Source organism: Gordonia sp. (in: high G+C Gram-positive bacteria) (genome assembly GCF_047602025.1).
In the GTDB taxonomy this organism is placed as follows: Bacteria; Actinomycetota; Actinomycetes; order Mycobacteriales; family Mycobacteriaceae; genus Gordonia.
Map to the genome: position 1 here is coordinate 805367 of NZ_JASGII010000001.1, position 20969 is coordinate 826335.

The following is a 20969-nucleotide window of genomic DNA, read 5'->3' on the forward strand; positions in this document are numbered from 1 at the left end:
TGGCCCTATGTACGACGACGCCGATGAGCGCGAGGCCGACACGGGCGCCGGCGACTTCGAGTTCGAGCGCAAGTTCCTGCTGCGCGGGCTGCCCGCCGAGGCGGCCGCAGATCCCTCGCCCCGCCTGATCGTCCAGGCCTACGTCTTCGCCGAGGACGGCTTCGCGGTGCGCGTGCGCATCAGCGGCCCGGTCGGCGACATCGACCTGCACGCCCCGCCCAGCGAACTGGCCGACGCGTTGACGACCGCCGACGAATCCGTCGGCACCCTCGGTGTGAAGGGGCCGGCCAACTCGGGCACGCGCTACGAGGCCGAGCGCGAGATCGACCAGCTGGTCGCCGGTTCGATCGCGGCCCGCTCGTCGTCGCTGATCGCCAAGGTCCGCTACAGCGCCTGGCTCGGCGAGGACGGCTGGCACATCGACCGCTTCCTGGCCGACAATGCGCCGCTGATCATCGGCGAGGTCGAGCGGGCGCGTCCGGTCACCGACCTGGCGATCCCCGACTTCTGCCTGACCGAGGTGTCCGAGGACTCGCGCTTCGGCAACGAGTACCTGGCCCACCACCCGTTCCCCGGGTGGGCCGCCGAGTTCGCCGACGAGTACCGCTTGCTCGGCCCCGGCTTCATGCAGACACTGGGGGAGAACCGGTTTGGTGAGTGAGGGAGAGCGTATGAAGATCGTCGTCATCGGATCGACCGGCACCATGGGTGCCCTGGTGTGCAACCAGCTCGGCGAGCGCGGCCACGAGGTCGTCGAGGCCTGCCGCGCCACCGGCGTCGACGCGCAGAGCGGTGCCGGTCTGGCCGCTGCCGTCGACGGTGCCGACGTCGTCATCGACTGCCTCAACAACATCACGACGTCGTCGTCGAAGGCGAAAAAGTTCTTCGGCGCCGCGGCACGCAACATCGGCGAGGCGGCCAAGGGCGTCGGCGCACGGGTCGTCTGCCTGTCGATCTGCAACGCCACCGAGCCGACGGTGAACCGTCGCTACGGCTACTACCAGGGCAAGGCCGAGCAGGAAGCGGCGTACCGCGAGATCCTCGGCGATCAGGTGACCGTGGTGCGCACGACGCAGTGGTACGAGCTCGCCGACACGATCACCGACCAGATGTCACTCGGGCCGATCGCCGTCCTGCCGCACATGCTCACCGCGCCGATGGCGGCGTCCGACGGGGCGGTGGTCATCGCCGACGCCGCGGACGGTTCCGGGTACCGGGGCAAGCCGGTCGTCGAGGTGAAGGGGCCGCAGGAACTCGACCTCGTCGATGTCGCGCGCGCATCGCGCAAGGCCCGGGGCGTGCGCGGGGCGCTGATCCCGATCCGCTTCGGCGGCAAGGCGTTCCGCGACGGCGGGTTGATTCCCGAACACCCCGACGTCGTCACGGCGATGACGCTCGAGCAGTGGCTGCGCGCCAAGCACGCATGATCGATTGCAGTTCGGTCCGCTAACCGAACCGAATCGCAAGAGATTTCAGAGCTTGCGCAGACGCACCCGGTTGATCGAGTGGTCGGAGTCCTTGCGCAGCACCAGGTCGGCGCGCGGACGCGTCGGGAGGATGTTCTCCACCAGGTTCGGGCGGTTGATCGTCGTCCAGATGTCCTTGGCGGCGGTCGTCGCCTGCTCGTCGTTGAGGCTCGCATAGGAGTGGAAGTGCGAGTTCGGGTCGGCGAAGGATGTCGTCCGCATCTGCAGGAACCGCGAGATGTACCAGCGTTCGATGTCGGAGGTCTTCGCGTCGACGTAGACCGAGAAGTCGAACAGGTCCGACACCATCAGCGTCGGTCCGGTCTGCAAGACGTTCAAACCCTCGACGATGAGGATGTCCGGCTGGCGGACGTAGTGCTTGACGTCGGGGACGATGTCGTAGGTCAGGTGCGAGTACACCGGTGCGGTGACCTCGTGCGCCCCCGACTTCACCTCGGTGACGAAGCGCAGGAGTCCGCGTCGGTCATACGACTCGGGGAACCCCTTGCGGTGCATGATGCCGCGGCGCTTGAGCTCGCGCGTCGGGTAGAGGAAACCGTCGGTGGTGACCAGGTCGACCTTCGGGTGCGTGTCCCACCGGGCGAGCAGCGTGGCCAGCAGGCGGGCGGTGGTCGACTTGCCGACGGCGACGCTGCCGGCGATGCCGATGACGAACGGCACCTGGCGCGAGGTCTGCAGCTCGCCGAGGAAGGTCGACGTCGCGGCGTAGAGGCGCTGGCGGGCGGCCACGCGCAGGTGGATCAGACGCGACAGCGGCAGGTAGACGTCGGCGACCTCGGCGAGGTCCAGGGGCTCGCCCAGACCGGCGAGCGCGTCGAGCTCGCCCTGGGTCAGGACCATCGGCGTGGACTCGCGCAATTCGCGCCACTGCCGACGGTCGAGCTCCAGATACAGACTGGGATCGCGCCCCGATGATCGCTTCACCGGTGCGCCCCCAGCGCTGCGCAATTACCGGACGGCATTGACCAAGCGTATTTCCCCGCCGCCTCGCCCCGCCACGCGGGCGGCCAGTGTGTGGAAAGCTCGGCAGGGTGAGCACTACCGCCGACGAGGAGATCGTCACCGAGTACCTGCGCCTCGGCCTCGCCTTCGACTTGCTCGAAGACGGCTTCGTCGACGCCTATACCGGTGACCCTGCGCTGCGGGCGCAGGTGCGGGACGAGGGCGCCCCGGACCCGTCCGCACTGGCCCGCCGGGCGGTCGCCCTGCGCGATCAACTGCCCGGCTCGCTGCCCGCCGACCGTGCCGAGTTCATCCGCTCGCACCTGACCGCGCTGGAGTGCTCGGCGCGCAAATTCGCCGGCGAACAGATCGGCTTCGTCGACGAGGTGCGCGCCTACTTCGACGTTGACATCGCCCCGCAAGACCCCGAGGTGTACCGCCAGGCGCACCGCGAATTGGCCGCGGCACTCGGCGTCGCCGACGATCCGGCCACCCTGCGCGACGCGTACCGCGCCTACCGTCGGGCGACCGAGATCCCCGCCGACCGCCTCGGCGACTGCGTCACCGCCTTCGCCTCCGCCCTGCGCGACGAGGTGCGCAAGACCGTCGACCTGCCGATCGAGGAGACGGTCGAGTTCGAGATCGTCTCCGATCAGCCGTGGTCGGGCTTCAACTACTACCTCGGCGACTACCGCTCGCGGGTGGCCATCAACACCGACGTCCCGCAGCAGCTGTCGGCGCTGCCGCACCTGGTCGCGCACGAGGCGTATCCCGGCCACCACACCGAGCACTGCCGCAAGGAGAAGCTCCTCGTCGGCGGCGGGCAGGGCGAGCAGACCATCTTCCTGGTCAACACCCCGCAGTGCCTGATGGCCGAGGGTCTGGCCGACCACGCGCTGCGCGCCGCCATCGGACCGGACTGGCCGCTGTGGGCCGAGACGATCTACGCCGACCTCGGACTGCGCTTCGACGCCCACCGGGCGACCGCGGTCGGGGAGGCGACGGCCGGGCTGCTCAACGTCCGCCAGGACGCCGCGCTCATGCTGCACGACCGGGGAGCCGACCCCGACGAGGTGGCCGGATTCCTCGCGCAATGGCTGCTCGTCGGCGACGACCGGGCCCGCCAGATGCTGCGCTTCCTCACCTCGCCGCTGTGGCGCGCGTACATCAGCACCTACGTCGAGGGCTACCGGCTGCTGGGGGACTGGATGGGCGACGGGCCCGACCGCGCCGAGCGCTTCGGCCGCCTGCTCGACGAACCGCTGACCCCGGCGCAGTTGCGGGCGGAGTTGGCCCACTAAACTCGCCGCTATGGCTAAGGCGAACGACGCAACGTCGGTGAACAACATGTCCCTGGCGGAGCTCGACCCGGACGTCGCCGCGGCGATGAACGGCGAGCTCTCCCGTCAGCGCGACACCCTGGAGATGATCGCGTCGGAGAACTTCGTGCCGCGCGCGGTGCTGCAGGCACAGGGCAGCGTGCTGACTAACAAGTACGCCGAGGGCTACCCGGGCCGTCGCTACTACGGCGGCTGCGAATACGTCGACGTCGTCGAGGACATCGCCCGCGACCGCGCCAAGGAGCTGTTCGGCGCCGAGTTCGCCAACGTCCAGCCGCACTCGGGCGCACAGGCCAACGCCGCGGTCCTGATGACCCTGATGGAGCCGGGCGAGACCCTGATGGGCCTCGACCTCGCCCACGGCGGACACCTCACCCACGGCATGCGCCTGAACTTCTCGGGCAAGCTGTACGAGAACGTCTTCTACGGCGTCAGCAAGGAAGACTTCCGCGTCGACATGGACGAGGTGCGCAAGCTCGCCCTCGACACCAAGCCGAAGGTCATCTGCGCCGGCTGGTCGGCCTACCCGCGCACCCTCGACTTCGCCGCCTTCCGCGAGATCGCCGACGAGGTCGGCGCCAAGCTGTGGGTCGACATGGCCCACTTCGCCGGACTCGTCGCCGCCGGGCTGCACCCCAACCCGGTGCCGCACGCCGACGTCGTCTCGACCACCGTCCACAAGACCCTCGGCGGCCCCCGCTCGGGACTCATCCTCGCCAAGAAGGACTACGCCAAGAGCCTCAACTCGTCGGTGTTCCCCGGCCAGCAGGGCGGTCCGCTGATGCACGTCATCGCGGGCAAGGCCGTCGCGCTCAAGGTCGCCGGCACCGAGGAGTTCAAGGCGCGCCAGCAGCGCACCATCGCCGGCGCCCAGATCCTCGCCGAGCGCCTCACCGGCTCCGACGTCGCCGACGCCGGCGTCTCGGTCCTCACCGGCGGCACCGACGTCCACCTGGCGCTGGTCGACCTGCGCAACAGCCCGCTCGACGGCCAGCAGGCCGAGGACCTGCTGCACGAGGTCGGCATCACGGTCAACCGCAACGCGGTGCCGTTCGACCCGCGGCCGCCGATGGTCACCTCCGGTCTGCGCATCGGCACCCCGGCGCTGGCCACCCGAGGCTTCGGCGACAAGGAGTTCGCCGAGGTCGCCGACATCATCGCGACGGCCCTCGCCGCCGGCACGTCGGCCGACACGTCGGCCCTGCGGGGGCGCGTGTCCAAGCTCGCGCTGGACTTCCCGCTGTACGACGGCCTCGAGCAGTGGGGATTGATGAGTCGGGTCTGACACCGGGTATCCTCTAGGGCGTGAGTCTCCTAGAAACCGATGACCTTGTCGTAGCCCTGGAAAAGGCCCTCCCCGAGCTGGCGGAGGAGCACCAGGTCAACGCAGTCCAGTGGCAGCCCCACGAATGGGTGCCGTGGAGCCAGGGCCGCAACTTCGCGTTCCTCGGCGGCGAGGACTGGAAGCCCGAGGACAGCAAGACATCCGACGAGGTGCGCGCCGCGCTGCTGGCGATCCTGCTCCTCAAGGACAACCTGCCGTCGTACCACCGCCTGCTGGCCATGTACTTCCCGGCCTTCTCCGACTGGCGCCAGCTGGTCGGCGTCTGGACCGCCGAGGACAACCGCCACGCGATCGTGCTGCGCGACTACCTCGTGGTGACCCGCGCGTTGGACCCGGTCGACGCCGAGAACCGTCGCCGCATCCACGTCGAGCAGGGCTACCGCCAGCACGAGGAGGACGTCCGCGACCTCACCCCGATGGAGGTCCTCGCACTCCTGGGCGTGCACGAGGTGCAGACCGCCGCCTTCGTCGAGAAGCTGCGCGCCAAGGTCGACGACAAGGTCCTGAACCAGATCCTGGAGAAGATCGCCGTCGACGACCGGGCGCAGGCCAAGTACTTCATCAGCTTCCTCGGCGCCGGCATCGTCGCCGACGCCGATGCGACCGTGACCGGCATCGACTGGGCGCTGTCCCACATCGACCCGATCGGCGCCGACATCGCCGACTTCGAGGAGCAGCGCAAGCTGTTCGCCGACTACGAGGACGAGAGCACCTACGCGCAGATCGCCAAGGAGATCGTCGACGGGATCAAGCTCGAGAGCGTCGACTGCACCTCCGACGAGGCGAAGGCCGCCAAGGAGCGCATCCTCGCCATGGCCGCCAAGGCCTGATTCGGGCGCAAACCCAACAGTTCGGGACAAACCCCGCACCGCAACGGTGTGGGGTTTGTCCTTTTCTGCGGGGTTTGGGTGGCCGCCGGGAGTTTCCACAAAGTTCACACGACGCGCGGCGCGCCACCGTTGTTCGTCGTTTTCGCGGCGTAGCGTCGCAAGCGATGGGCCGCAGGGGAAAGCGACCCATCCGGGAGGTCCGAATACGTGGAGAGTGCTTTCACGAGGGGACCGGCCCCGGTCCTCGGCCAGGGCTGCTGACCAGCAGCGACGGCGCGGATCGACCGGTCACCAAGTAACACCATGTCGGTGCGGGTGCCGCTCCGACGTAGGAGTCCACGTGACTACTCGTACCTATGTCCTCGACACCTCCGTGCTGCTCTCCGACCCGAAGGCCGTGACGCGCTTCGACGAGCACAACGTGGTCCTGCCGCTGGTCGTCATCAGCGAACTCGAGGGCAAACGCCACCACCACGAACTGGGCTGGTTCGCCCGCGAGGCCCTTCGCCTGCTCGACGACCTGCGCGGCGAGTACGGGCGCCTCGACGAGCCGATTCCGATCGGGGAGTGCGGCGGCACCCTGCAGGTGGAGCTCAACCACACCGACCCGGCGGTGCTGCCCAGCGGCTTTCGCACTGACGACAACGACTCCCGCATCCTGGCGTGCGCGCTGAACCTGCGCGCGGAGGGCCGCGACGTCACCCTGGTCACCAAGGACACCCCGCTGCGCGTCAAGGCCGGTGCCGTCGGCCTGCCGGCGGACGAGTATCACGCCCAGGACGTCGTCGTCTCCGGGTGGACCGGCATGACCGAGCTGGAGATCGGCTCGACGAAGGTTGACGAGCTCTTCAACGAGGGAGTCGTGGACATCGACGAGGCGCGCGACCTGCCGTGCCACACCGGCATCCGCCTGCTCGGCGGGACGTCGAGCGCGCTCGGCCGCGTCAACGCCGACAAGCAGGTGCAGCTGGTGCGCGGCGACCGCGAGGCGTTCGGCCTGCACGGGCGGTCGGCGGAGCAGCGCGTCGCCCTAGACCTGCTGCTCGACGACAGCGTCGGAATCGTGTCGCTCGGCGGCAAGGCCGGCACCGGCAAGTCGGCGCTCGCCCTGTGCGCCGGCCTGGAGGCGGTGCTCGAGCGGCGCACGCACCGCAAGGTCGTCGTGTTCCGCCCGCTGTACGCGGTCGGGGGACAGCAGCTCGGCTACCTGCCCGGCAGCGAGGCCGAGAAGATGGGCCCGTGGGCGCAGGCGGTCTTCGACACCCTCGAGGGACTGGCGTCGACGGAGGTCATCGACGAGGTCGCCTCGCGCGGCATGCTGGAGGTGCTGCCGCTCACGCACATCCGCGGGCGGTCGCTGCACGACTCCTTCGTCATCGTCGACGAGGCGCAGTCGCTGGAGCGCAATGTCCTGCTGACGGTGCTGTCCCGCCTCGGCTCCGGGTCGCGGGTGGTCCTCACCCACGACGTCGCCCAGCGCGACAACCTGCGCGTCGGCCGCCATGACGGCGTCGCCGCGGTGATCGAGCGGCTCAAGGGCCACCCGCTCTTCGCGCACGTCACGCTGACCCGGTCCGAGCGCTCTCCGATCGCGGCGCTGGTCACCGACGTCCTGGAAGAGTTCACCTGATCGGCGCTTCCCCGCCACAGACGAATCGACCCCCGCACCGAGACGGTGCGGGGGTCGATTCGTTTGCTGAGCGGTGCTAGCTCTGCGCCACCTTGCCGAGGATGCTCGGGATCAGGTTGAGCGCGGAGTCCGCGAGGCCGCCGAGGATGCCGCCAGCGGCACCGTTGGGCGAATCGCGCATCTCCTGCGGGCTGCCGCCGGCACCGTCACCCGTGGGTGCCTGTGCGTTGACGCCGATGGTGATCTTCGGCGACTTGGCGGGGTCGAGCCACTTGAGCACCTCGACCATCTGCTTCTCCCCGATGCCGACGCAACCCTCGGTGGGGGAGCCGTTGGTCACGTGCAGGAAGATCGCCGACGCGTCACCGGGCTTGCGCTCGGGGTTGTGCGCGATGTTCACCGCGTAGTCGTAGACCGGGCCCATGTTGTACAGGTTCTCCGCGTCCGCGGACGGCTTGCCGTCCTTGTGGACCAAGGTGTTGTAGGTGGGGGACTTCATGTCCGAGTCCCACCAGTCCTTGCTGGTGACCTGCTTGTACGGCATCTTGGTCCCCGGGTTGGCCTTGCGGCCGAACGCCTGGTCCAGACCGAAGGTGCCGCTCGGGGTCCGCGCGACGTTGTCCTGCGCCTTGCCCTGGCCCTTGGCGCCCAGGTAGGCGGTGGTCGACTGGATGGCGACCTTCCACTGGCCGTTCGCCTCGCGCTCGTAGCCCGTCAGCGACCCCGTGGTGGCGGAGGCGTTCTTGGCCGTGACGACGAGCAGCTGCGACGTCGGCTTTCCGTTGGGGCCCGCCTGCTTTCCGCCGACGATGGTGTCCAGAATCCCGTTCAGCGCCTCGTCGACCGAGCTGTTGCCGGTCTGCGGGGCGCCGGGTGCGGCACCGGCGACGGCGGGGATGCTCAACATGGTCGCGAACACAGCCGCGACGACGAGTCCCAGTAGTCTCAAATTTCTCGTTAGTAACTTCAGCACCACATCAGTGTGGCACGGGAATTCGCGGATTGAATCACGCGAAGATCACAAGGCGGCAAGGATCCGATCAAGCGGTTTTACGACACCAATTCGAATCCGACGGCCCGCCGACCGCCGAAGTCGTCGCGGGCCGGCGTCGTCATCTCGACCTGTTTGAAGGCCTGTCGGCCGACCGGCGTATCGGGGTCGAGCACGCGCAGGTACTCGCGGTGCTCGGCCAACGAGCGGACCGCCGCGTCGATGTCGGCCTGGCTCACCGCGACGGCGTGGGTCACCCGCGGGCCGTTCTCGAACAGCTGCTTCGGCTTCGGCTCGGGGAGCGCGGCATAGGCGTCGCGGACGGCCGCGGCGAACTCCATGTGGTCGCGCTGATTGGGGAAGCCCGGTGCCCACTCGGGGCCGCCGAAGGTGGACAGCACGATGTCGGGTCCGATGCGGGTGATGGTCTCGGCGACCTTGGCCCGCAACTCCGGGGTGTTGAACACCTCGCTGTCCGGGAAGCCCCAGAACTCGACCTCGTCGACGCCCACCTCGGCGGCCGACGCCCGCTGCTCGCCCTCGCGCAGCGGACCGCATTGCTCGGGCGCCATGCCCTCGATGCCGGCCTCGCCGCTGGTGGCCAACCCGTAGACGACGCGCTTGCCGGCACTGGTCCAATGGTGGACCGCAGCGGCCATGCCGTACTCGGGGTCGTCGGGGTGGGCGACGAGCACCAGGGCGGTCTGCCAGTCGTCGGGGAACTGCGCGAGGTCGGCCATGCCACCAGGCTAGGTCGGCTCAGCGCTTGCGGTCGAGGTTCGCCATCTTCAGGACGTCGAGACGCTTGTCGAGCTCGGCCTCGCTCAGCTTGTCGCCGATGAGGCCGCGGTCGATGACCGTCTGCCGGATCGTCTTGCCCTCCTTGAGGGCCTCCTTGGCGACGGCGGCCGCCTCCTCGTACCCGATCGCGCTGTTGAGCGGGGTGACGATCGACGGCGAGCTCTCGGCGAGGGTGCGCAGCCGGTCGGTGTTGGCGACCAGGCCGTCGATGCAGCGGTCGGCGAACAGCCGTGAGACGTTGGCGAGCAGGGTGATCGACTCGAGGACGTTGCGCGCCATCATCGGGATGTAGACGTTCAGCTCGAAGGCGCCGTTGCCGCCGCCCCACGTGACGGCCCCGTCGTTGCCGATCACCTGTGCGGCGACCTGCGTGACCGCCTCGGGGATGACCGGGTTGACCTTGCCGGGCATGATCGAGCTGCCGGGCTGCAGGTCGGGCAGGTGGAGTTCGCCGAGCCCGGTGAGCGGGCCCGAGCCCATCCAGCGGATGTCGTTGGCGATCTTGGTCTCCGACACCGCGATCGTCTTCAGTTGTCCGGACAGTTCGACGAGGCCGTCGCGCGCGGCCTGCGCCTCGAAGTTGTCGGTGGCCAGCGCCAGGGCGTCGACGCCGGTGAGCTTGACCAGTTCGGCGACGACCTTGCTGCCGAATCCGTCGGGGGCGTTGAGCCCGGTGCCGACGGCGGTGCCGCCGATGGGGAGCTCGCCGACGCGGGGGAGGGTCGACCGCAGGCGCTCGATGCCGGCCTGGATCTGCCGGGCGTAGCCGCCGAACTCCTGGCCGAGGGTGACCGGCACCGCGTCCATCAGGTGGGTGCGCCCGCTCTTGACAGTGTCGCGCCACTCGGTGGCCTTCGCGGCCAACGACTTGTGCAGGTGCTCGAGTGCCGGGATGAGGTCGGTGACGACGGCTTCGGTGGCGGCGACGTGGGTGGCCGTCGGGAAGGTGTCGTTGGAGGACTGCGACATGTTGACGTCGTCGTTGGGGTGGACGTCCACGCCCTTCGCCTTGGCGATCGACGCGATCACCTCGTTGGCGTTCATGTTGGAGCTGGTGCCCGACCCGGTCTGGAAGACGTCGATCGGGAACTGGTCGTCGCGGCGGCCGTCGGCGATCTCGCTTGCCGCCGCGATGATGGCGTCGGCCTTGGCGGCGTCGAGGAGTCCGAGGTCCTTGTTGACCTGCGCGCACGCGGCCTTGAGGAGGCCGAGGGCGCGGATCTGGGTGCGTTCGAGCGGGCGGTGGCTGATCGGGAAGTTCTCGACCGCGCGCTGGGTCTGGGCGCGCCACAGGGCGTCGACGGGGACCTTCACCTCGCCCATGGTGTCGTGCTCGATGCGGTACTTCTGCTCAGCCATGATGCCTCCGACGATGAGAACTTAGGTTGCCCTTTGTTCTCCACGGTACTCGTGCGCGCGGGGCAAGGAGAACCGGGTCGAGGCCTGGTGATCCAGCGCCACCGGGATGAGCGTGCGGGGCCGACTGAGGTCTAGCGCTCCTTCGACCGGATCCGCACACCGCTGATCGGAACGTTGACCGCGCCGGACGGGTCGGTGAAGAAGTCGTTGCCCTTGTCGTCGACGACGATGAAGGCAGGGAAGTTCTCGACCTCGATCTTCCAGACCGCTTCCATGCCGAGCTCGGGGTACTCGATCACCTCCTGGCTCTTGATGCAGTCGAGCGCCAGGCGCGCGGCCGGGCCGCCGATCGAGCCGAGGTAGAAGCCGCCGTGGGCGTCGCACGCCTGCGTGACCTGCTTGGAGCGGTTGCCCTTGGCGAGCATGACCATCGAGCCGCCCGCGGCCTGGAACTGGTCGACGTAGGAGTCCATGCGGCCGGCGGTCGTCGGGCCGAACGAACCCGACGCCATGCCCTCGGGCGTCTTCGCCGGACCCGCGTAGTACACCGGGTGGTCGCGCAGGTAGTCCGGCATCGGCTCGCCCGCGTCGAGGCGCTCCTTGATCTTCGCGTGCGCGATATCGCGGGCGACGACGAGCGGGCCGGTCAGCGACAACCGCGTCTTCACCGGGTACTTGCTGAGCTCGGCGAGGATCTCGGGCATCGGCCGGTTCAGGTCGATGTCGACGACCTGGCCGCCCTCGATGTCCTCGGCCACACCGGCGTCGGGCATGTACTGCGCGGGGTCGGTCTCCAGCTGCTCGAGGAAGACGCCGTCGGCGGTGATCTTGCCCAGCGCCTGCCGGTCGGCTGAGCACGACACCGCGATCGCCACCGGGCACGACGCGCCGTGGCGGGGCAGGCGGATGACGCGGACGTCGTGACAGAAGTACTTGCCGCCGAACTGGGCGCCGATCCCGAAGGACTGGGTCAGTTTGAAGACCTCTTCCTCGAGCGCCTTGTCGCGGAAGCCGTGGCCGGCCATCGACCCCTCCTCGGGGAGGGTGTCGATGTAGTGGGCCGATGCGTATTTGGCGGTCTTGAGCGCGAACTCCGCCGACGTTCCGCCGATGACGATCGCCAGGTGGTACGGCGGGCACGCCGCGGTGCCCAGCGAGCGAATCTTCTCGTCGAGGAAGGTCAGCAGGCGGTCGGGGTTCAGGATCGCCTTGGTCTCCTGGAACAGGAACGACTTGTTGGCGCTGCCGCCGCCCTTGGCCATGAACAGGAACTTGTACTCCGGTCCCTTCGGCCCCTGCTCGGTCGCGTAGATCTCGACCTGGGCGGGCAGGTTGGTGCCGGTGTTCTTCTCCTCGTACACCGTCAGCGGCGCGAGCTGCGAGTACCGCAGGTTCAGCTTGGTGTAGGCGTCGTACACGCCGCGGGAGATCGCTTCAGCGTCGTCGGCGCCGGTCAGGACGCCCTCGCCCTTCTTGCCCATGATGATCGCGGTGCCGGTGTCCTGGCACATCGGCAGCACGCCGCCGGCGGAGATGTTGACGTTCTTGAGCAGGTCCAGCGCGACGAAGCGGTCGTTGCCCGACGCCTCGGGGTCGTCGATGATCTTGCGCAGTTGCTTCAGGTGCGCGGGTCGCAGGTAGTGGCTGATGTCGTGCATCGCCTCGGCGGTCAGCTTGGTGATGACCTCGGGGTCGACCTTCAGGAACGTGCGGCCGTCGACCTCGAAAGTCGAGACGCCCTCGGTGGTGATGAGGCGGTAGGGCGTCTCATCCGGGCCGGTCGGAAGCAGGTCGGAGTACAGAAAATCCGGAGCCTGGGCTGGAGTGCTCACGGCAGCGATCGTATCGCCGTCGCGGGCGCCCGGCAGTGGTCAGGTTTGCCTAACCGGCGAGCGCGGCGACCATCCGCGCCACCGCCGCGCGGTACTCGACGCCGTCGAACCGGAACGGGCCGAAACCGGTGTAGTCCCACGCCGGTCGGTGCGGTTGCGCGAAGGCGTCCCAGGTGACGGCGTCGGCGTCGACGGTCACGGCGCACTCCAGCGGCCAACAGCCCCACTCGCGGCAGTCTCCGCAGCCGAGCACCGGGATGCGGACGGCATCGGACTCCGTGGACTCGGCAGGGAAGCCGGTGAGGAAGAAATCCGCGAGGGGCCCGAAGTCGTAGAACTCCGGGATCAGCCCGCCGTACGCGCCGGCGGGGTCGAACCCCCGACCCACTTCGAATCGTTTGACGATGTCGACGAGCAGTTCCCCGTCGATCAGGGGAGTGATCACTATCGCCCCGCCGGGCTCGCGCTCGACGCGGAAGTCGATGGTGCTCATCGCCGTCGGGCTAGACCTCGATGCGGGCGTACTCGCGCAGCTTCGAGGTGCGGTGGAAGCTCTCGATGCGGCGGATGGTGCCCGACTTCGAGCGCATCACCATCGATCGGGTGGTCGCACCGTTGGCGCGGTAGGAGACGCCGCGCAGCATGTCGCCGTTGGTGACGCCGGTGGCGGCGAAGAAGGTGTTCTCGCCGCGCACCAGGATGTCGGTGGTGAGCACCTGGTCGAGGTCGTGGCCGGCGGCGATCGCCTTGGCCTTCTCCTCGTCGTTGCGCGGCCACAGCTTGCCCTGGATCTCGCCGCCCATGCACTTCATGGCGACCGCGGTGATGATCCCCTCGGGGGTGCCGCCCACGCCCATCAGCATGTCGACCGAGCTGGCGTCGTCGGCGGCGGAGATGGCGCCGGCGACGTCGCCGTCGGAGATGAGTCGCACCTTGGCGCCGGCCTTGCGGATCTGCGCGATCAGGTCGGCGTGACGCGGGCGGTCCAGCACGACGACGGTCAGGTCGGCGACCTCGATGCCCTTCGCCTTGGCGACGGACTTGATGTTCCACTCCACCGGCTTGGTGATGTCGATGTGGCCCTTGGCCTCGTGGCCGACGCAGATCTTGTCCATGTAGAACACGGCCGACGGGTCGTACATGGTGCCGCGCTCGGAGACCGCGATGACCGCGATCGAGTTCGGGCGGCCCTCGGCCATCAGCGTGGTGCCGTCGATCGGGTCGACGGCGACATCGCAGTCGGGGCCCTCGCCGTTGCCGACCTCTTCGCCGTTGTAGAGCATCGGCGCCTCGTCCTTCTCACCCTCGCCGATGACGACGACGCCGCGCATGGAGACCGTCGAGAGGAGCTCGCGCATCGCGTCGACGGCGGCACCGTCGCCGCCGTTCTTGTCACCGCGGCCGGCCCAGCGTCCGGCGGCCAGGGCGGCGGCCTCGGTCACGCGGACCAATTCCATCGCCAGGTTGCGGTCGGGAGCTTCATTGGTCGACATCGGTGCGCCTCTCGTGGGTCGACGGCAGGCGTCGACGATCAGTAGTCGTTGTCCCCATCTTTTCATGGCGCCCGACAGCCGTGTGCACCTCGCCTGGGATACTGGCGGGTATGGCCGAGAAACCGCGGATCCTCAACAGCAGTCGGGACATGATTTGGAGCCTGCTGGTGCTGCTGGTGCTCGTGGCGCTCGTCGCGATCTCCTCGCGGAACTGCTCGGTGGTGGGCACCCGCGACAGCGATGCCGACAAGATCCCGCCGTTCAACGTGAACGCCGCGCTGCGCGCCGACGCCGCCGCGATGCCCTTCCCGATCCGCCAGCCCGCGCTGCCGTCGAATTGGAAGCCGAACTCGGGCACCAACGGCAACGCCGGCCCCGCGCGGGTCAGCACCGTTGGCTGGATCACGCCGACCGGCTACTACCTGGGCCTCTCGCAGACCGGCGGGACCGAGGCCGACCTGCTGCCGCTGCTCAACCCGAACGCCGAGAAGGAGGGCGCCCTCGCCGGCACCGGCACCCGCGACATCGAGGGCCGACGCTGGGTCACCTACGTCGCGGGTGATCGTCTCGCTCCGGATGAAGGCGTCCGGAAGGTATGGGTCGCCGACCTGGGCGATGTCCGCATCGGACTGTCGGGCAAGGCCACCGAGGCCGACTTCACGACGCTGGCGCGCGAGACGGTGAAAGCGCCGCCGCTGCCGTCGGGCCGCTGATCTGCGCCCGCGATTCGGTTCGGTAACCGGCTCGAACCGCAAGAAATCCGCTACTCGGCCTCGTCGTCGGGGTTGAGGACCGCCTCGATCCGCTCGCGCGCACCGGCCAGGTGCTCCTCGCAGCGGTTCGCCAACGCCTCGCCGCGCTCCCACAGCTTGAGGGAGCTGTCCAGGTCGAGGCCGCCCTGTTCGAGCTGGTCGACCACCTCGATGAGTTCGTCGCGGGCCTGTTCGTAACCCAGCTCGGCGACCGGGGTCCACGACGACGGGTCGATGCTCACGGCGTTCCTTCCTGTTCGGCGACGGTGGCGCGCACGGCGCCGTCGGCGACGCGGATGCGCACGCGGGCGCCGTCGGGCAGGTCCGCGACCTCCCGGGCGACCCGGGAGCCGTCGTCGAGATTCTGCACGATGGCATAGCCGCGGGCGAGGGTTTGCGACGGTCCGAGCGTGGCGAGCCGCGCGGCGAGGTGCTCGTGGCGGTGGCTTTCGCTCTCGACGCGGCGGGAGATGTCGCGGCGCAGGTCGGTGCGACACCGCTCGACCCGCACCTCGTGGGCGTCGACGAGGCTCAGCGGATCGGCGAGCACCGGGCGGGCGCGCAGCCCGTCGACGCGGTGGGCCTCGCGCTGCACCCAGTTGCGCAGGGCGCCGGCGCTGCGCCGCCGCATGCCGGCGATCCCGGCGAGCTCGGCCCCGACGTCGGGCACCATCCGCTTGGCGGCGTCGGTGGGGGTGGCCGCGCGCAGGTCGGCGACCAGGTCGAGCAGCGGGGTGTCCGGCTCGTGGCCGATCGCGCTGATCACCGGCGTCGTGCACGCGGACACCGCGCGCAGCAGCTCCTCGTCGGAGAAGGGCAGCAGGTCCTCGACGCTGCCGCCGCCGCGGGCGATGACGATGACGTCGATGGCCGGATCGTCGTCGAGGATCTTGAGCTCCTCGAGGATGCGGGGCACCGCCGACGGGCCCTGGACGGGCGCATCGCGGACAACGATCCGCACTCCCGGCCACCGCCCCTGGGCGACCGACAGCACGTCACGGCTGGCCGCCGACGCGCGACCGCTGATCAGGCCGATGCCCTGGGGCAGGAAGGGGAGCGGGCGCTTGCGGCGCGGGTCGAACAGGCCCTCGGCCGACAACAGCTGCCGCAGCCGTTCGATGCGCGCGAGGAGCTCGCCGATGCCGACGGCGCGGATCTCGGTGACCTGCAGCGAAAGGGTGCCGCGGTTGTAGTAGAACGACGGCCGGCCGCACATCACGACGCGCGTGCCGTCGGTGAGCGGAACCGGCGAGCGGTCGATCACGTCGGACTTGCACGTGATCTGCAGCGAGAAGTCGGCGGCCGGGTCGCGCAGTGTGATGAAGCAGATGCCGGGGCGCCGCGAGAGCTGGGTGATCTGACCTTCGACCCACACCTGGCCGAGCTGATGGATCCAGTCGCCGATCTTGCGGCTGACGGTCCGTACCGGCCACGGCTCCTCGGCGGAGTTGGCGTCGGCCACCTTTCGAATCCCGGCTAGGACTTGGCGGCGATGCGGTTCTCCAGCATCGTCAGGAACGGGGTGCGCTTGCGGTTGCCGCGCTCGAACTCGGCCAGCTCGCGCAGGTCGTCGACGTCGACCGTCTTGATCTTGGCGCGCAACTGGGCCAGCGTCAGGTTCTCGTAGTCGAGGAACTCGACGACCTCGGGGACCGCGCCCGACGACGCGGGCTCATCGGCCGGTGGGGGGGTTTCGACGCTCGCGGGCACCTCGCTGTAGAGCGCGAAGCGGCCCGGGTTCTCGGCGTGCGGTTCGGCGGCGGGCTTGGCCGCGGCCTTCTTCGCCGGAGCCTTCTTGGCCGGTGCTTTCTTCGCGGCGGCCTTCTTGGCGGGCGCCTTTTTGGCGGGGGCCTTCTTCGCCGGCGCGGGAGCGGTCGGAGCCGCTGCCGCGGGCGTCGGGCGGGCCGGGACGTCGGCGGAGTCCTCGTCTTCGTCGAACACGGCCCACGACGGCTGTTCCTCGGGCTTGTCGAAGAGCTCGTCGAGGACGGCGTCGCCCTTGATGGCCAGCTCGGCGACGTTCTGCTGCATCCGCATACCGGCCTGGACGACGTTGCTGACCGCCGTCATCGGCATGGTGATGAGCTGGGTGGGGAGCTTGCGCGTCTCTTCCAGGGCGGTCACGATCAGGCCGGCCGCCAGGCGCGCGGAGTACGGGCGGTGCTTCATGGCATCAACTGTGCCACATCGCACGGTCTGCGGGTTTAGCCATGGGCGAGTTCAGTCCGTACCCTGGGAGCCATGTCCTCCAAGCGTGTCCTGCTGGCCGAACCGCGCGGCTATTGCGCCGGCGTCGACCGGGCCGTCGAGACCGTCGAGCGGGCCCTGGACAAGCACGGCGCGCCGGTCTACGTGCGCAAGGAGATCGTCCACAACCGCCACGTCGTCGACACGCTCTCCGAGCGCGGCGCGGTGTTCGTCGGCGAGACCGACGAGGTGCCCGAGGGGGCGATCGTCGTGTTCTCCGCGCACGGCGTCTCCCCGGCGGTGCACAAGTCGGCCGCCGAGCGGAACCTGCTGACCATCGACGCCACCTGCCCGCTGGTCACCAAGGTGCACCAGGAGGCCAAGCGCTTCGCCCGCGACGACTACGACATCCTGCTCATCGGCCACGAGGGCCACGAGGAGGTCGAGGGCACCTCCGGCGAGGCGCCCGATCACATCCAGATCGTCGACGGCCCCGACCACGTCGAGGACGTCACCGTCCGCGACGGCGTGCGCGTCGTGTGGCTGTCGCAGACGACGCTCTCGGTCGACGAGACGATGGAGACGGTCAAGCGGCTGCGCGAGAAGTTCCCGCAGCTGGAGGATCCGCCGTCGGACGACATCTGCTACGCCACCCAGAACCGCCAGGTCGCGGTGAAGGCGATGGCCAAGCACTGCGAGCTGGTCATTGTGGTCGGCTCGAAGAACTCGTCGAACTCGGTGCGCCTGGTGGAGGTCGCGCTGCAGAACGGCGCGTCGAACGCCTACCTCGTCGACTACGCCCGTGAGATCGACCCGCAGTGGCTCGAGGGCGTGACGACCGTGGGCGTCACCTCGGGCGCGTCGGTGCCCGAGGTGCTGGTGCGCGGCGTCCTGGACTTCCTGTCGGAGTACGGCTACGACTCGGTCGAGACCATCAACACTGCCGAAGAGACGCTGACTTTCGCGCTGCCCCGCGAGCTGCGACCGGCGCGCACGAAGTAGCACCGCCGGGCTAGAGCCCGTCGTCGAACGGCCCCAGTCGGCGGCGCGGGGCGGTGCACGCCGCGACGACGGCCAGGGCGATCACGAGGAGCGCCGCTCCGCTCAGGGCGGTCACCAACGGCAGCCGACTCGGTGGTGGCACGGCGGGCGCCGGTTGGAACCGCATTGCTGTCGGTGTCTGGTCGTCGGTGAGCCGCGCGGTCAGCGCTGCCAACGGGTCGATGACGCCGTGGCCGGTCTGCGGATTGGGCGCGTCGCCGCGACCGGTCGCCGTCGACGTGAGCCGGTGCACCACCCCGCGGGCCTCGAGATCGGGATGGCGGGCGCGGACCAGCGCGGCGACCGCACTCGCGTACGCGGCCGAGAAGCTCGTCCCGGTGATCGGGGCCGGGCCGTCGGCACCCGCGACGCCGGAAACCAGGCCGCGACGCCCGCGCCGCGAGTCGAGGCTGGTCAGCCCGGTGCCCGGTGCGGCGATGCCGACCCACGGTCCGGCGAGGCTGAACGACGACGGCTCGCCGGTGGTCGAGTCCACCGCGCCGACGGTGAGCACGTAGTCGGAGAACCAGGCCGGGGTGGCAACCGTGCGCACCGACGACCACAGTCGGTCGCGGCCGGCCGGCGGATTCTGGTCCCGACAGCCGCTGTCGGCGCCGACGTTCCCGGCGGCGACCACCACGACCACGTCGCGCTCCACCGCGTGCCGCAGCGCTGCGCCGAGCCCGCTGTCGCCGAGACTGCCCGCCGCGCCGGCCGGAACGCAGGCGACCTCGGAGATGTTGATGACCGTCGCGCCCAGGCGCACGGCCCGCATCACGGCCGCGGCCAGCCCGGCGATCGTCCCGTAACCGGCTCCGACCGTCGCCGCGGGATCGTCGTCGCGCACGCGCCGGGGCGCCGAGTAGGCGGCACTGGACTGGCGGATGGAGATCAGCGAGACGTCCGGCGCGAGGCCGGCGAAGTCGTCGGTCGGAGCGGGTCGAGCGGCGATCAGGCCGGCCACCAGGGTGCCGTGCGCGTCGCAGTCGGCGAGGCCGCTGCTTCCCGTGACGAAGTCGCCGCCGTCGCGCACCCTGGGCAGGCGGGGATGCGGCGTGACGCCGGTGTCGATGATCGCGATGGTCTGTCCGCGCCCGGTGCTCAACCGGTGCAGGCGGTCGACGTCGAGCAGGGAGTTGGCCGCGAGCGTCGCCGACGACGGCTGGGCCGCCGGCACGGGGACCGCACACTTCGTGCGCTGCTCGGCATGACCGCCGGGTGCGACGTCGGCGGGCGGCGCGGCTGCCGGTTGCGGCGGTCGAACCGCGGCGGCGGGTGCGGCGCCGACGGCGACGGCGAGTAGCGCGGCGACCAGCACGTGCGCCGCGACGCGCACCGGGCTCACCACGCCTCCCGCACGAGTCGGTAGACCTCGAGGACCCACAGCAACAGCGGCAGCAGGATCGCGAGCAGGACGTACTCGCCCAACTCGGCCGCCCGCCGCTGCACCGGCGTGAACGTTCGACCGGCCGCCCAGCCGCCGAGGATCAGTGCGACGGCCGCCACCAGGGTCGCGGCGAGCGCGGCGGTCAGGACCGTCGTCGGCGTGCCCCGCAGCGCACTCGCGATTGCGGCGGCACCCCAAAACCCGAGGATCGCCGCGGCACCTCCGCCGATGAGTGCGGCGGCCTGCACGAGGTCGGTATGCGATCGCCCCCGCAGGATGAGGGCGAGGCCGACGTCCAGGGCGATGGTGGTGAACCGCCAGTCGGGGGAGTCGATCCCCACCGTCGTCGCTGCGACCGCTCCCGCTACGGCGGAGCCGAGGCACAAGCCGGTCAGGCACTGGCGGGCGCGCTCGGCGCGCTGGGCGAGGGCGTCGAGGTCGGGCAGCGTGCTCAGCGAGATCGCGTCGACGGCGTCGATGGTGGGCAGCAGCGGAGCCTCGACCGGTTCGATCGGCTCGCCCGGCGACGGCACCGGCGGCAGTGGGATCTTGGCCAGCGCGACGGTCAGTCGGGGCGCGGCGAGGACCAGCAGCAGGGCGAGCACGCAGACGCCGGCGCCCACCTGCGTCACCGGTGCGGCGAGCGCCGCGAGCGCGGCCACCAGCGCCACCAGCCCGGCGGTGATCCCGGCGATGTGCAGCATCGGCGCGGTTCGGCCGTAGCGCAGGGTAATCACCCCCGACGTGCACGCGGCCGCGACGGCGAGCACGACGTGCGGCAGGCCGGGATCGCCCGGCACCACCGCGAAGCCGGCCGCCGCCGACAGTGCCGCGGCCATCGGGCACAGACACGCCGCGATAGCGGCGTTCCGGTCGTCGACGGTGTTGCGCGAGGCGTAGAGGGCGGCGGCGAGCAACCCGATCGCCCCGATGGCCGCCAGCGCGGCGGTCAGGAGCCCGACGGTCGGCGAGGACCCGGTGCGGGCGAGCATCAGGCCCAGGGCCGCCACGACGGCCGCCGCCGTCGCCACCGACGCACCCGCGATCCGGGCCGCGCGCGGCGACCACGATCGATGACGCGAGTCGGTCAGTTCGGTCAGCGCGTCCAACGTGTCGTCGACGAGGACCGCCGGATCTGCGGCGGGTCCCTCGCGCAGCACCAGCCAGGTGCCGTCCTGCACGTCGGCGCCGCGCAGCGTCGCATCGGGGGCGAGCGCGTCACGGCCCAGTGGACTCAGCGTCCATTCCAATGCTGGATCGGCGACCTCGGGCGGCCCGGCGAGGCGCAGCACGAGTTCGTCGAGAAAGTCGGTGATCGGCAGATCCGTCGGCAGTCCGACGTCGATGCTCGATTCCGGTCCGGCCACAGATACGCGAGCCCAAGCGGTCATAGATTCATCCCCCCGAATGAAAACTCCCCTTGACCCGTCGGTCTACCAGTCGGGCGGCGGGCCCGGGGGTGAATTCGGCGAAAAGCTTGCCAATTCATGTTCTTGCGGGGTTAGGGTTCGACGCAGGCGGTCCGGGGGGCCCGCCGGCAAGTCAACGATCT

20 protein-coding genes are annotated in these 20969 nt (G+C 70.0%); 8 read left to right on the forward strand and 12 right to left on the reverse strand.

The features are described from left to right. Positions 1 to 7 precede the first annotated feature (7 nt). Both QM728_RS04075 and QM728_RS04080 read left to right on the forward strand, forming a co-directional pair. The gene (locus tag QM728_RS04075; protein ID WP_415030770.1) at positions 8 to 661 is read left to right on the forward strand and encodes a hypothetical protein; all 654 of its coding nucleotides are present in this window, start codon (positions 8 to 10) and stop codon (positions 659 to 661) included. 10 nt (positions 662 to 671) lie between these two features. Then, on the forward strand, positions 672 to 1427 hold the full coding sequence (locus QM728_RS04080) for an SDR family oxidoreductase (protein WP_415030771.1): 756 nt from the start codon (positions 672 to 674) through the stop codon (positions 1425 to 1427). Between the two features lie 45 nt (positions 1428 to 1472). Here QM728_RS04080 and coaA read toward each other — a convergent pair whose 3' ends face one another. After that, complete coding sequence (gene coaA / locus QM728_RS04085) at positions 1473 to 2411, reverse strand: type I pantothenate kinase (RefSeq protein WP_415030772.1); 939 nt, start codon at positions 2409 to 2411, stop codon at positions 1473 to 1475. Positions 2412 to 2518: 107 nt separating this feature from the next. Between coaA and QM728_RS04090 the strand changes: the two genes are divergently transcribed. The 4 genes from QM728_RS04090 to QM728_RS04105 all read left to right on the forward strand — a co-directional run bounded on the left by QM728_RS04090 (position 2519) and on the right by QM728_RS04105 (position 7574). Continuing rightward, positions 2519 to 3730: a DUF885 domain-containing protein gene (locus QM728_RS04090; protein ID WP_415030773.1), complete on the forward strand. Its 1212-nt coding sequence runs from the start codon at positions 2519 to 2521 to the stop codon at positions 3728 to 3730. A gap of 46 nt (positions 3731 to 3776) precedes the next feature. Then, positions 3777 to 5054 carry a serine hydroxymethyltransferase gene (gene glyA, locus QM728_RS04095; RefSeq protein ID WP_415032830.1) on the forward strand — a complete coding sequence of 426 codons (1278 nt, stop codon included), beginning with the start codon at positions 3777 to 3779 and terminating at the stop codon, positions 5052 to 5054. A gap of 20 nt (positions 5055 to 5074) precedes the next feature. Next, positions 5075 to 5944 carry an acyl-ACP desaturase gene (locus QM728_RS04100; protein WP_415030774.1) on the forward strand — a complete coding sequence of 290 codons (870 nt, stop codon included), beginning with the start codon at positions 5075 to 5077 and terminating at the stop codon, positions 5942 to 5944. Positions 5945 to 6284: 340 nt separating this feature from the next. Continuing rightward, entirely contained in the window at positions 6285 to 7574 is a 1290-nt protein-coding gene (locus tag QM728_RS04105) for a PhoH family protein (RefSeq protein WP_415030775.1), read from the forward strand. A gap of 76 nt (positions 7575 to 7650) precedes the next feature. Here QM728_RS04105 and QM728_RS04110 read toward each other — a convergent pair whose 3' ends face one another. From QM728_RS04110 to glpX, 6 genes are all read right to left on the reverse strand, one after another. After that, entirely contained in the window at positions 7651 to 8481 is an 831-nt protein-coding gene (locus tag QM728_RS04110) for a L,D-transpeptidase family protein (protein ID WP_415030776.1), read from the reverse strand. A 143-nt stretch (positions 8482 to 8624) separates the two neighbouring features. Then, positions 8625 to 9305, reverse strand: a complete 681-nt coding sequence (locus QM728_RS04115; protein ID WP_415030777.1) for a PIG-L deacetylase family protein — start codon at positions 9303 to 9305, stop codon at positions 8625 to 8627. Between the two features lie 19 nt (positions 9306 to 9324). Further along, positions 9325 to 10725, reverse strand: coding sequence for a class II fumarate hydratase (locus QM728_RS04120; protein WP_415030778.1), 1401 nt, complete (start codon positions 10723 to 10725; stop codon positions 9325 to 9327). 131 nt (positions 10726 to 10856) lie between these two features. After that, positions 10857 to 12557 carry a fumarate hydratase gene (locus QM728_RS04125; protein ID WP_415030779.1) on the reverse strand — a complete coding sequence of 567 codons (1701 nt, stop codon included), beginning with the start codon at positions 12555 to 12557 and terminating at the stop codon, positions 10857 to 10859. 49 nt (positions 12558 to 12606) lie between these two features. Further along, positions 12607 to 13050 carry a hypothetical protein gene (locus tag QM728_RS04130; protein ID WP_415030780.1) on the reverse strand — a complete coding sequence of 148 codons (444 nt, stop codon included), beginning with the start codon at positions 13048 to 13050 and terminating at the stop codon, positions 12607 to 12609. Positions 13051 to 13060: 10 nt separating this feature from the next. Further along, positions 13061 to 14050, reverse strand: coding sequence for a class II fructose-bisphosphatase (gene glpX, locus QM728_RS04135; RefSeq protein WP_415030781.1), 990 nt, complete (start codon positions 14048 to 14050; stop codon positions 13061 to 13063). 110 nt (positions 14051 to 14160) lie between these two features. Here glpX and QM728_RS04140 point away from each other — a divergent pair, with 110 nt between their 5' ends. Then, positions 14161 to 14763, forward strand: coding sequence for a DUF4245 domain-containing protein (locus tag QM728_RS04140; RefSeq protein ID WP_415030782.1), 603 nt, complete (start codon positions 14161 to 14163; stop codon positions 14761 to 14763). A gap of 50 nt (positions 14764 to 14813) precedes the next feature. Here the strand turns inward: QM728_RS04140 and QM728_RS04145 are convergent, their stop codons facing one another. From QM728_RS04145 to QM728_RS04155, 3 genes are read right to left on the reverse strand one after another with little or no spacing between them, the layout of a single operon-like run. Then, the gene (locus QM728_RS04145; protein WP_415030783.1) at positions 14814 to 15044 is read right to left on the reverse strand and encodes an exodeoxyribonuclease VII small subunit; all 231 of its coding nucleotides are present in this window, start codon (positions 15042 to 15044) and stop codon (positions 14814 to 14816) included. Continuing rightward, on the reverse strand, positions 15041 to 16264 hold the full coding sequence (xseA, locus tag QM728_RS04150; RefSeq protein ID WP_415030784.1) for an exodeoxyribonuclease VII large subunit: 1224 nt from the start codon (positions 16262 to 16264) through the stop codon (positions 15041 to 15043). The genes QM728_RS04145 and xseA overlap by 4 nt, the downstream gene beginning before the upstream one ends. Positions 16265 to 16278: 14 nt before the next feature. Continuing rightward, positions 16279 to 16971, reverse strand: a complete 693-nt coding sequence (locus QM728_RS04155) for a lipid droplet-associated protein (RefSeq protein ID WP_415030785.1) — start codon at positions 16969 to 16971, stop codon at positions 16279 to 16281. Positions 16972 to 17043: 72 nt separating this feature from the next. Between QM728_RS04155 and QM728_RS04160 the strand changes: the two genes are divergently transcribed. Continuing rightward, a complete protein-coding gene (locus tag QM728_RS04160; RefSeq protein ID WP_415030786.1) occupies positions 17044 to 17991 on the forward strand; it encodes a 4-hydroxy-3-methylbut-2-enyl diphosphate reductase in 948 nt (315 codons plus the stop codon). 10 nt (positions 17992 to 18001) lie between these two features. Here QM728_RS04160 and mycP read toward each other — a convergent pair whose 3' ends face one another. Together mycP and eccD are read right to left on the reverse strand one after the other, a co-directional pair. Next, positions 18002 to 19375, reverse strand: a complete 1374-nt coding sequence (mycP, locus tag QM728_RS04165; protein ID WP_415030787.1) for a type VII secretion-associated serine protease mycosin — start codon at positions 19373 to 19375, stop codon at positions 18002 to 18004. Next, positions 19372 to 20784 (reverse strand): type VII secretion integral membrane protein EccD, encoded by a 1413-nt coding sequence (gene eccD / locus QM728_RS04170; RefSeq protein WP_415030788.1) that lies wholly within the window; start codon positions 20782 to 20784, stop codon positions 19372 to 19374. The genes mycP and eccD overlap by 4 nt, the downstream gene beginning before the upstream one ends. Positions 20785 to 20969 lie beyond the last annotated feature (185 nt).

Bases quoted from the DNA above. Each gene is read 5' to 3' on its own strand.
- glyA (WP_415032830.1), top strand. From the start codon at position 3,777: ATGTCCCTGGCGGAGCTCGACCCGGACGTCGCCGCGGCGATGAACGGC.
- QM728_RS04115 (WP_415030777.1), bottom strand. From the start codon at position 9,305: ATGGCCGACCTCGCGCAGTTCCCCGACGACTGGCAGACCGCCCTGGTG.
- QM728_RS04110 (WP_415030776.1), bottom strand. From the start codon at position 8,481: ATGTTGAGCATCCCCGCCGTCGCCGGTGCCGCACCCGGCGCCCCGCAG.
- QM728_RS04075 (WP_415030770.1), top strand. From the start codon at position 8: ATGTACGACGACGCCGATGAGCGCGAGGCCGACACGGGCGCCGGCGAC.
- glpX (WP_415030781.1), bottom strand. From the start codon at position 14,050: ATGTCGACCAATGAAGCTCCCGACCGCAACCTGGCGATGGAATTGGTC.
- QM728_RS04140 (WP_415030782.1), top strand. From the start codon at position 14,161: ATGGCCGAGAAACCGCGGATCCTCAACAGCAGTCGGGACATGATTTGG.
- QM728_RS04155 (WP_415030785.1), bottom strand. From the start codon at position 16,971: ATGAAGCACCGCCCGTACTCCGCGCGCCTGGCGGCCGGCCTGATCGTG.
- QM728_RS04120 (WP_415030778.1), bottom strand. From the start codon at position 10,725: ATGGCTGAGCAGAAGTACCGCATCGAGCACGACACCATGGGCGAGGTG.
- QM728_RS04080 (WP_415030771.1), top strand. From the start codon at position 672: ATGAAGATCGTCGTCATCGGATCGACCGGCACCATGGGTGCCCTGGTG.
- QM728_RS04160 (WP_415030786.1), top strand. From the start codon at position 17,044: ATGTCCTCCAAGCGTGTCCTGCTGGCCGAACCGCGCGGCTATTGCGCC.
- QM728_RS04130 (WP_415030780.1), bottom strand. From the start codon at position 13,050: ATGAGCACCATCGACTTCCGCGTCGAGCGCGAGCCCGGCGGGGCGATA.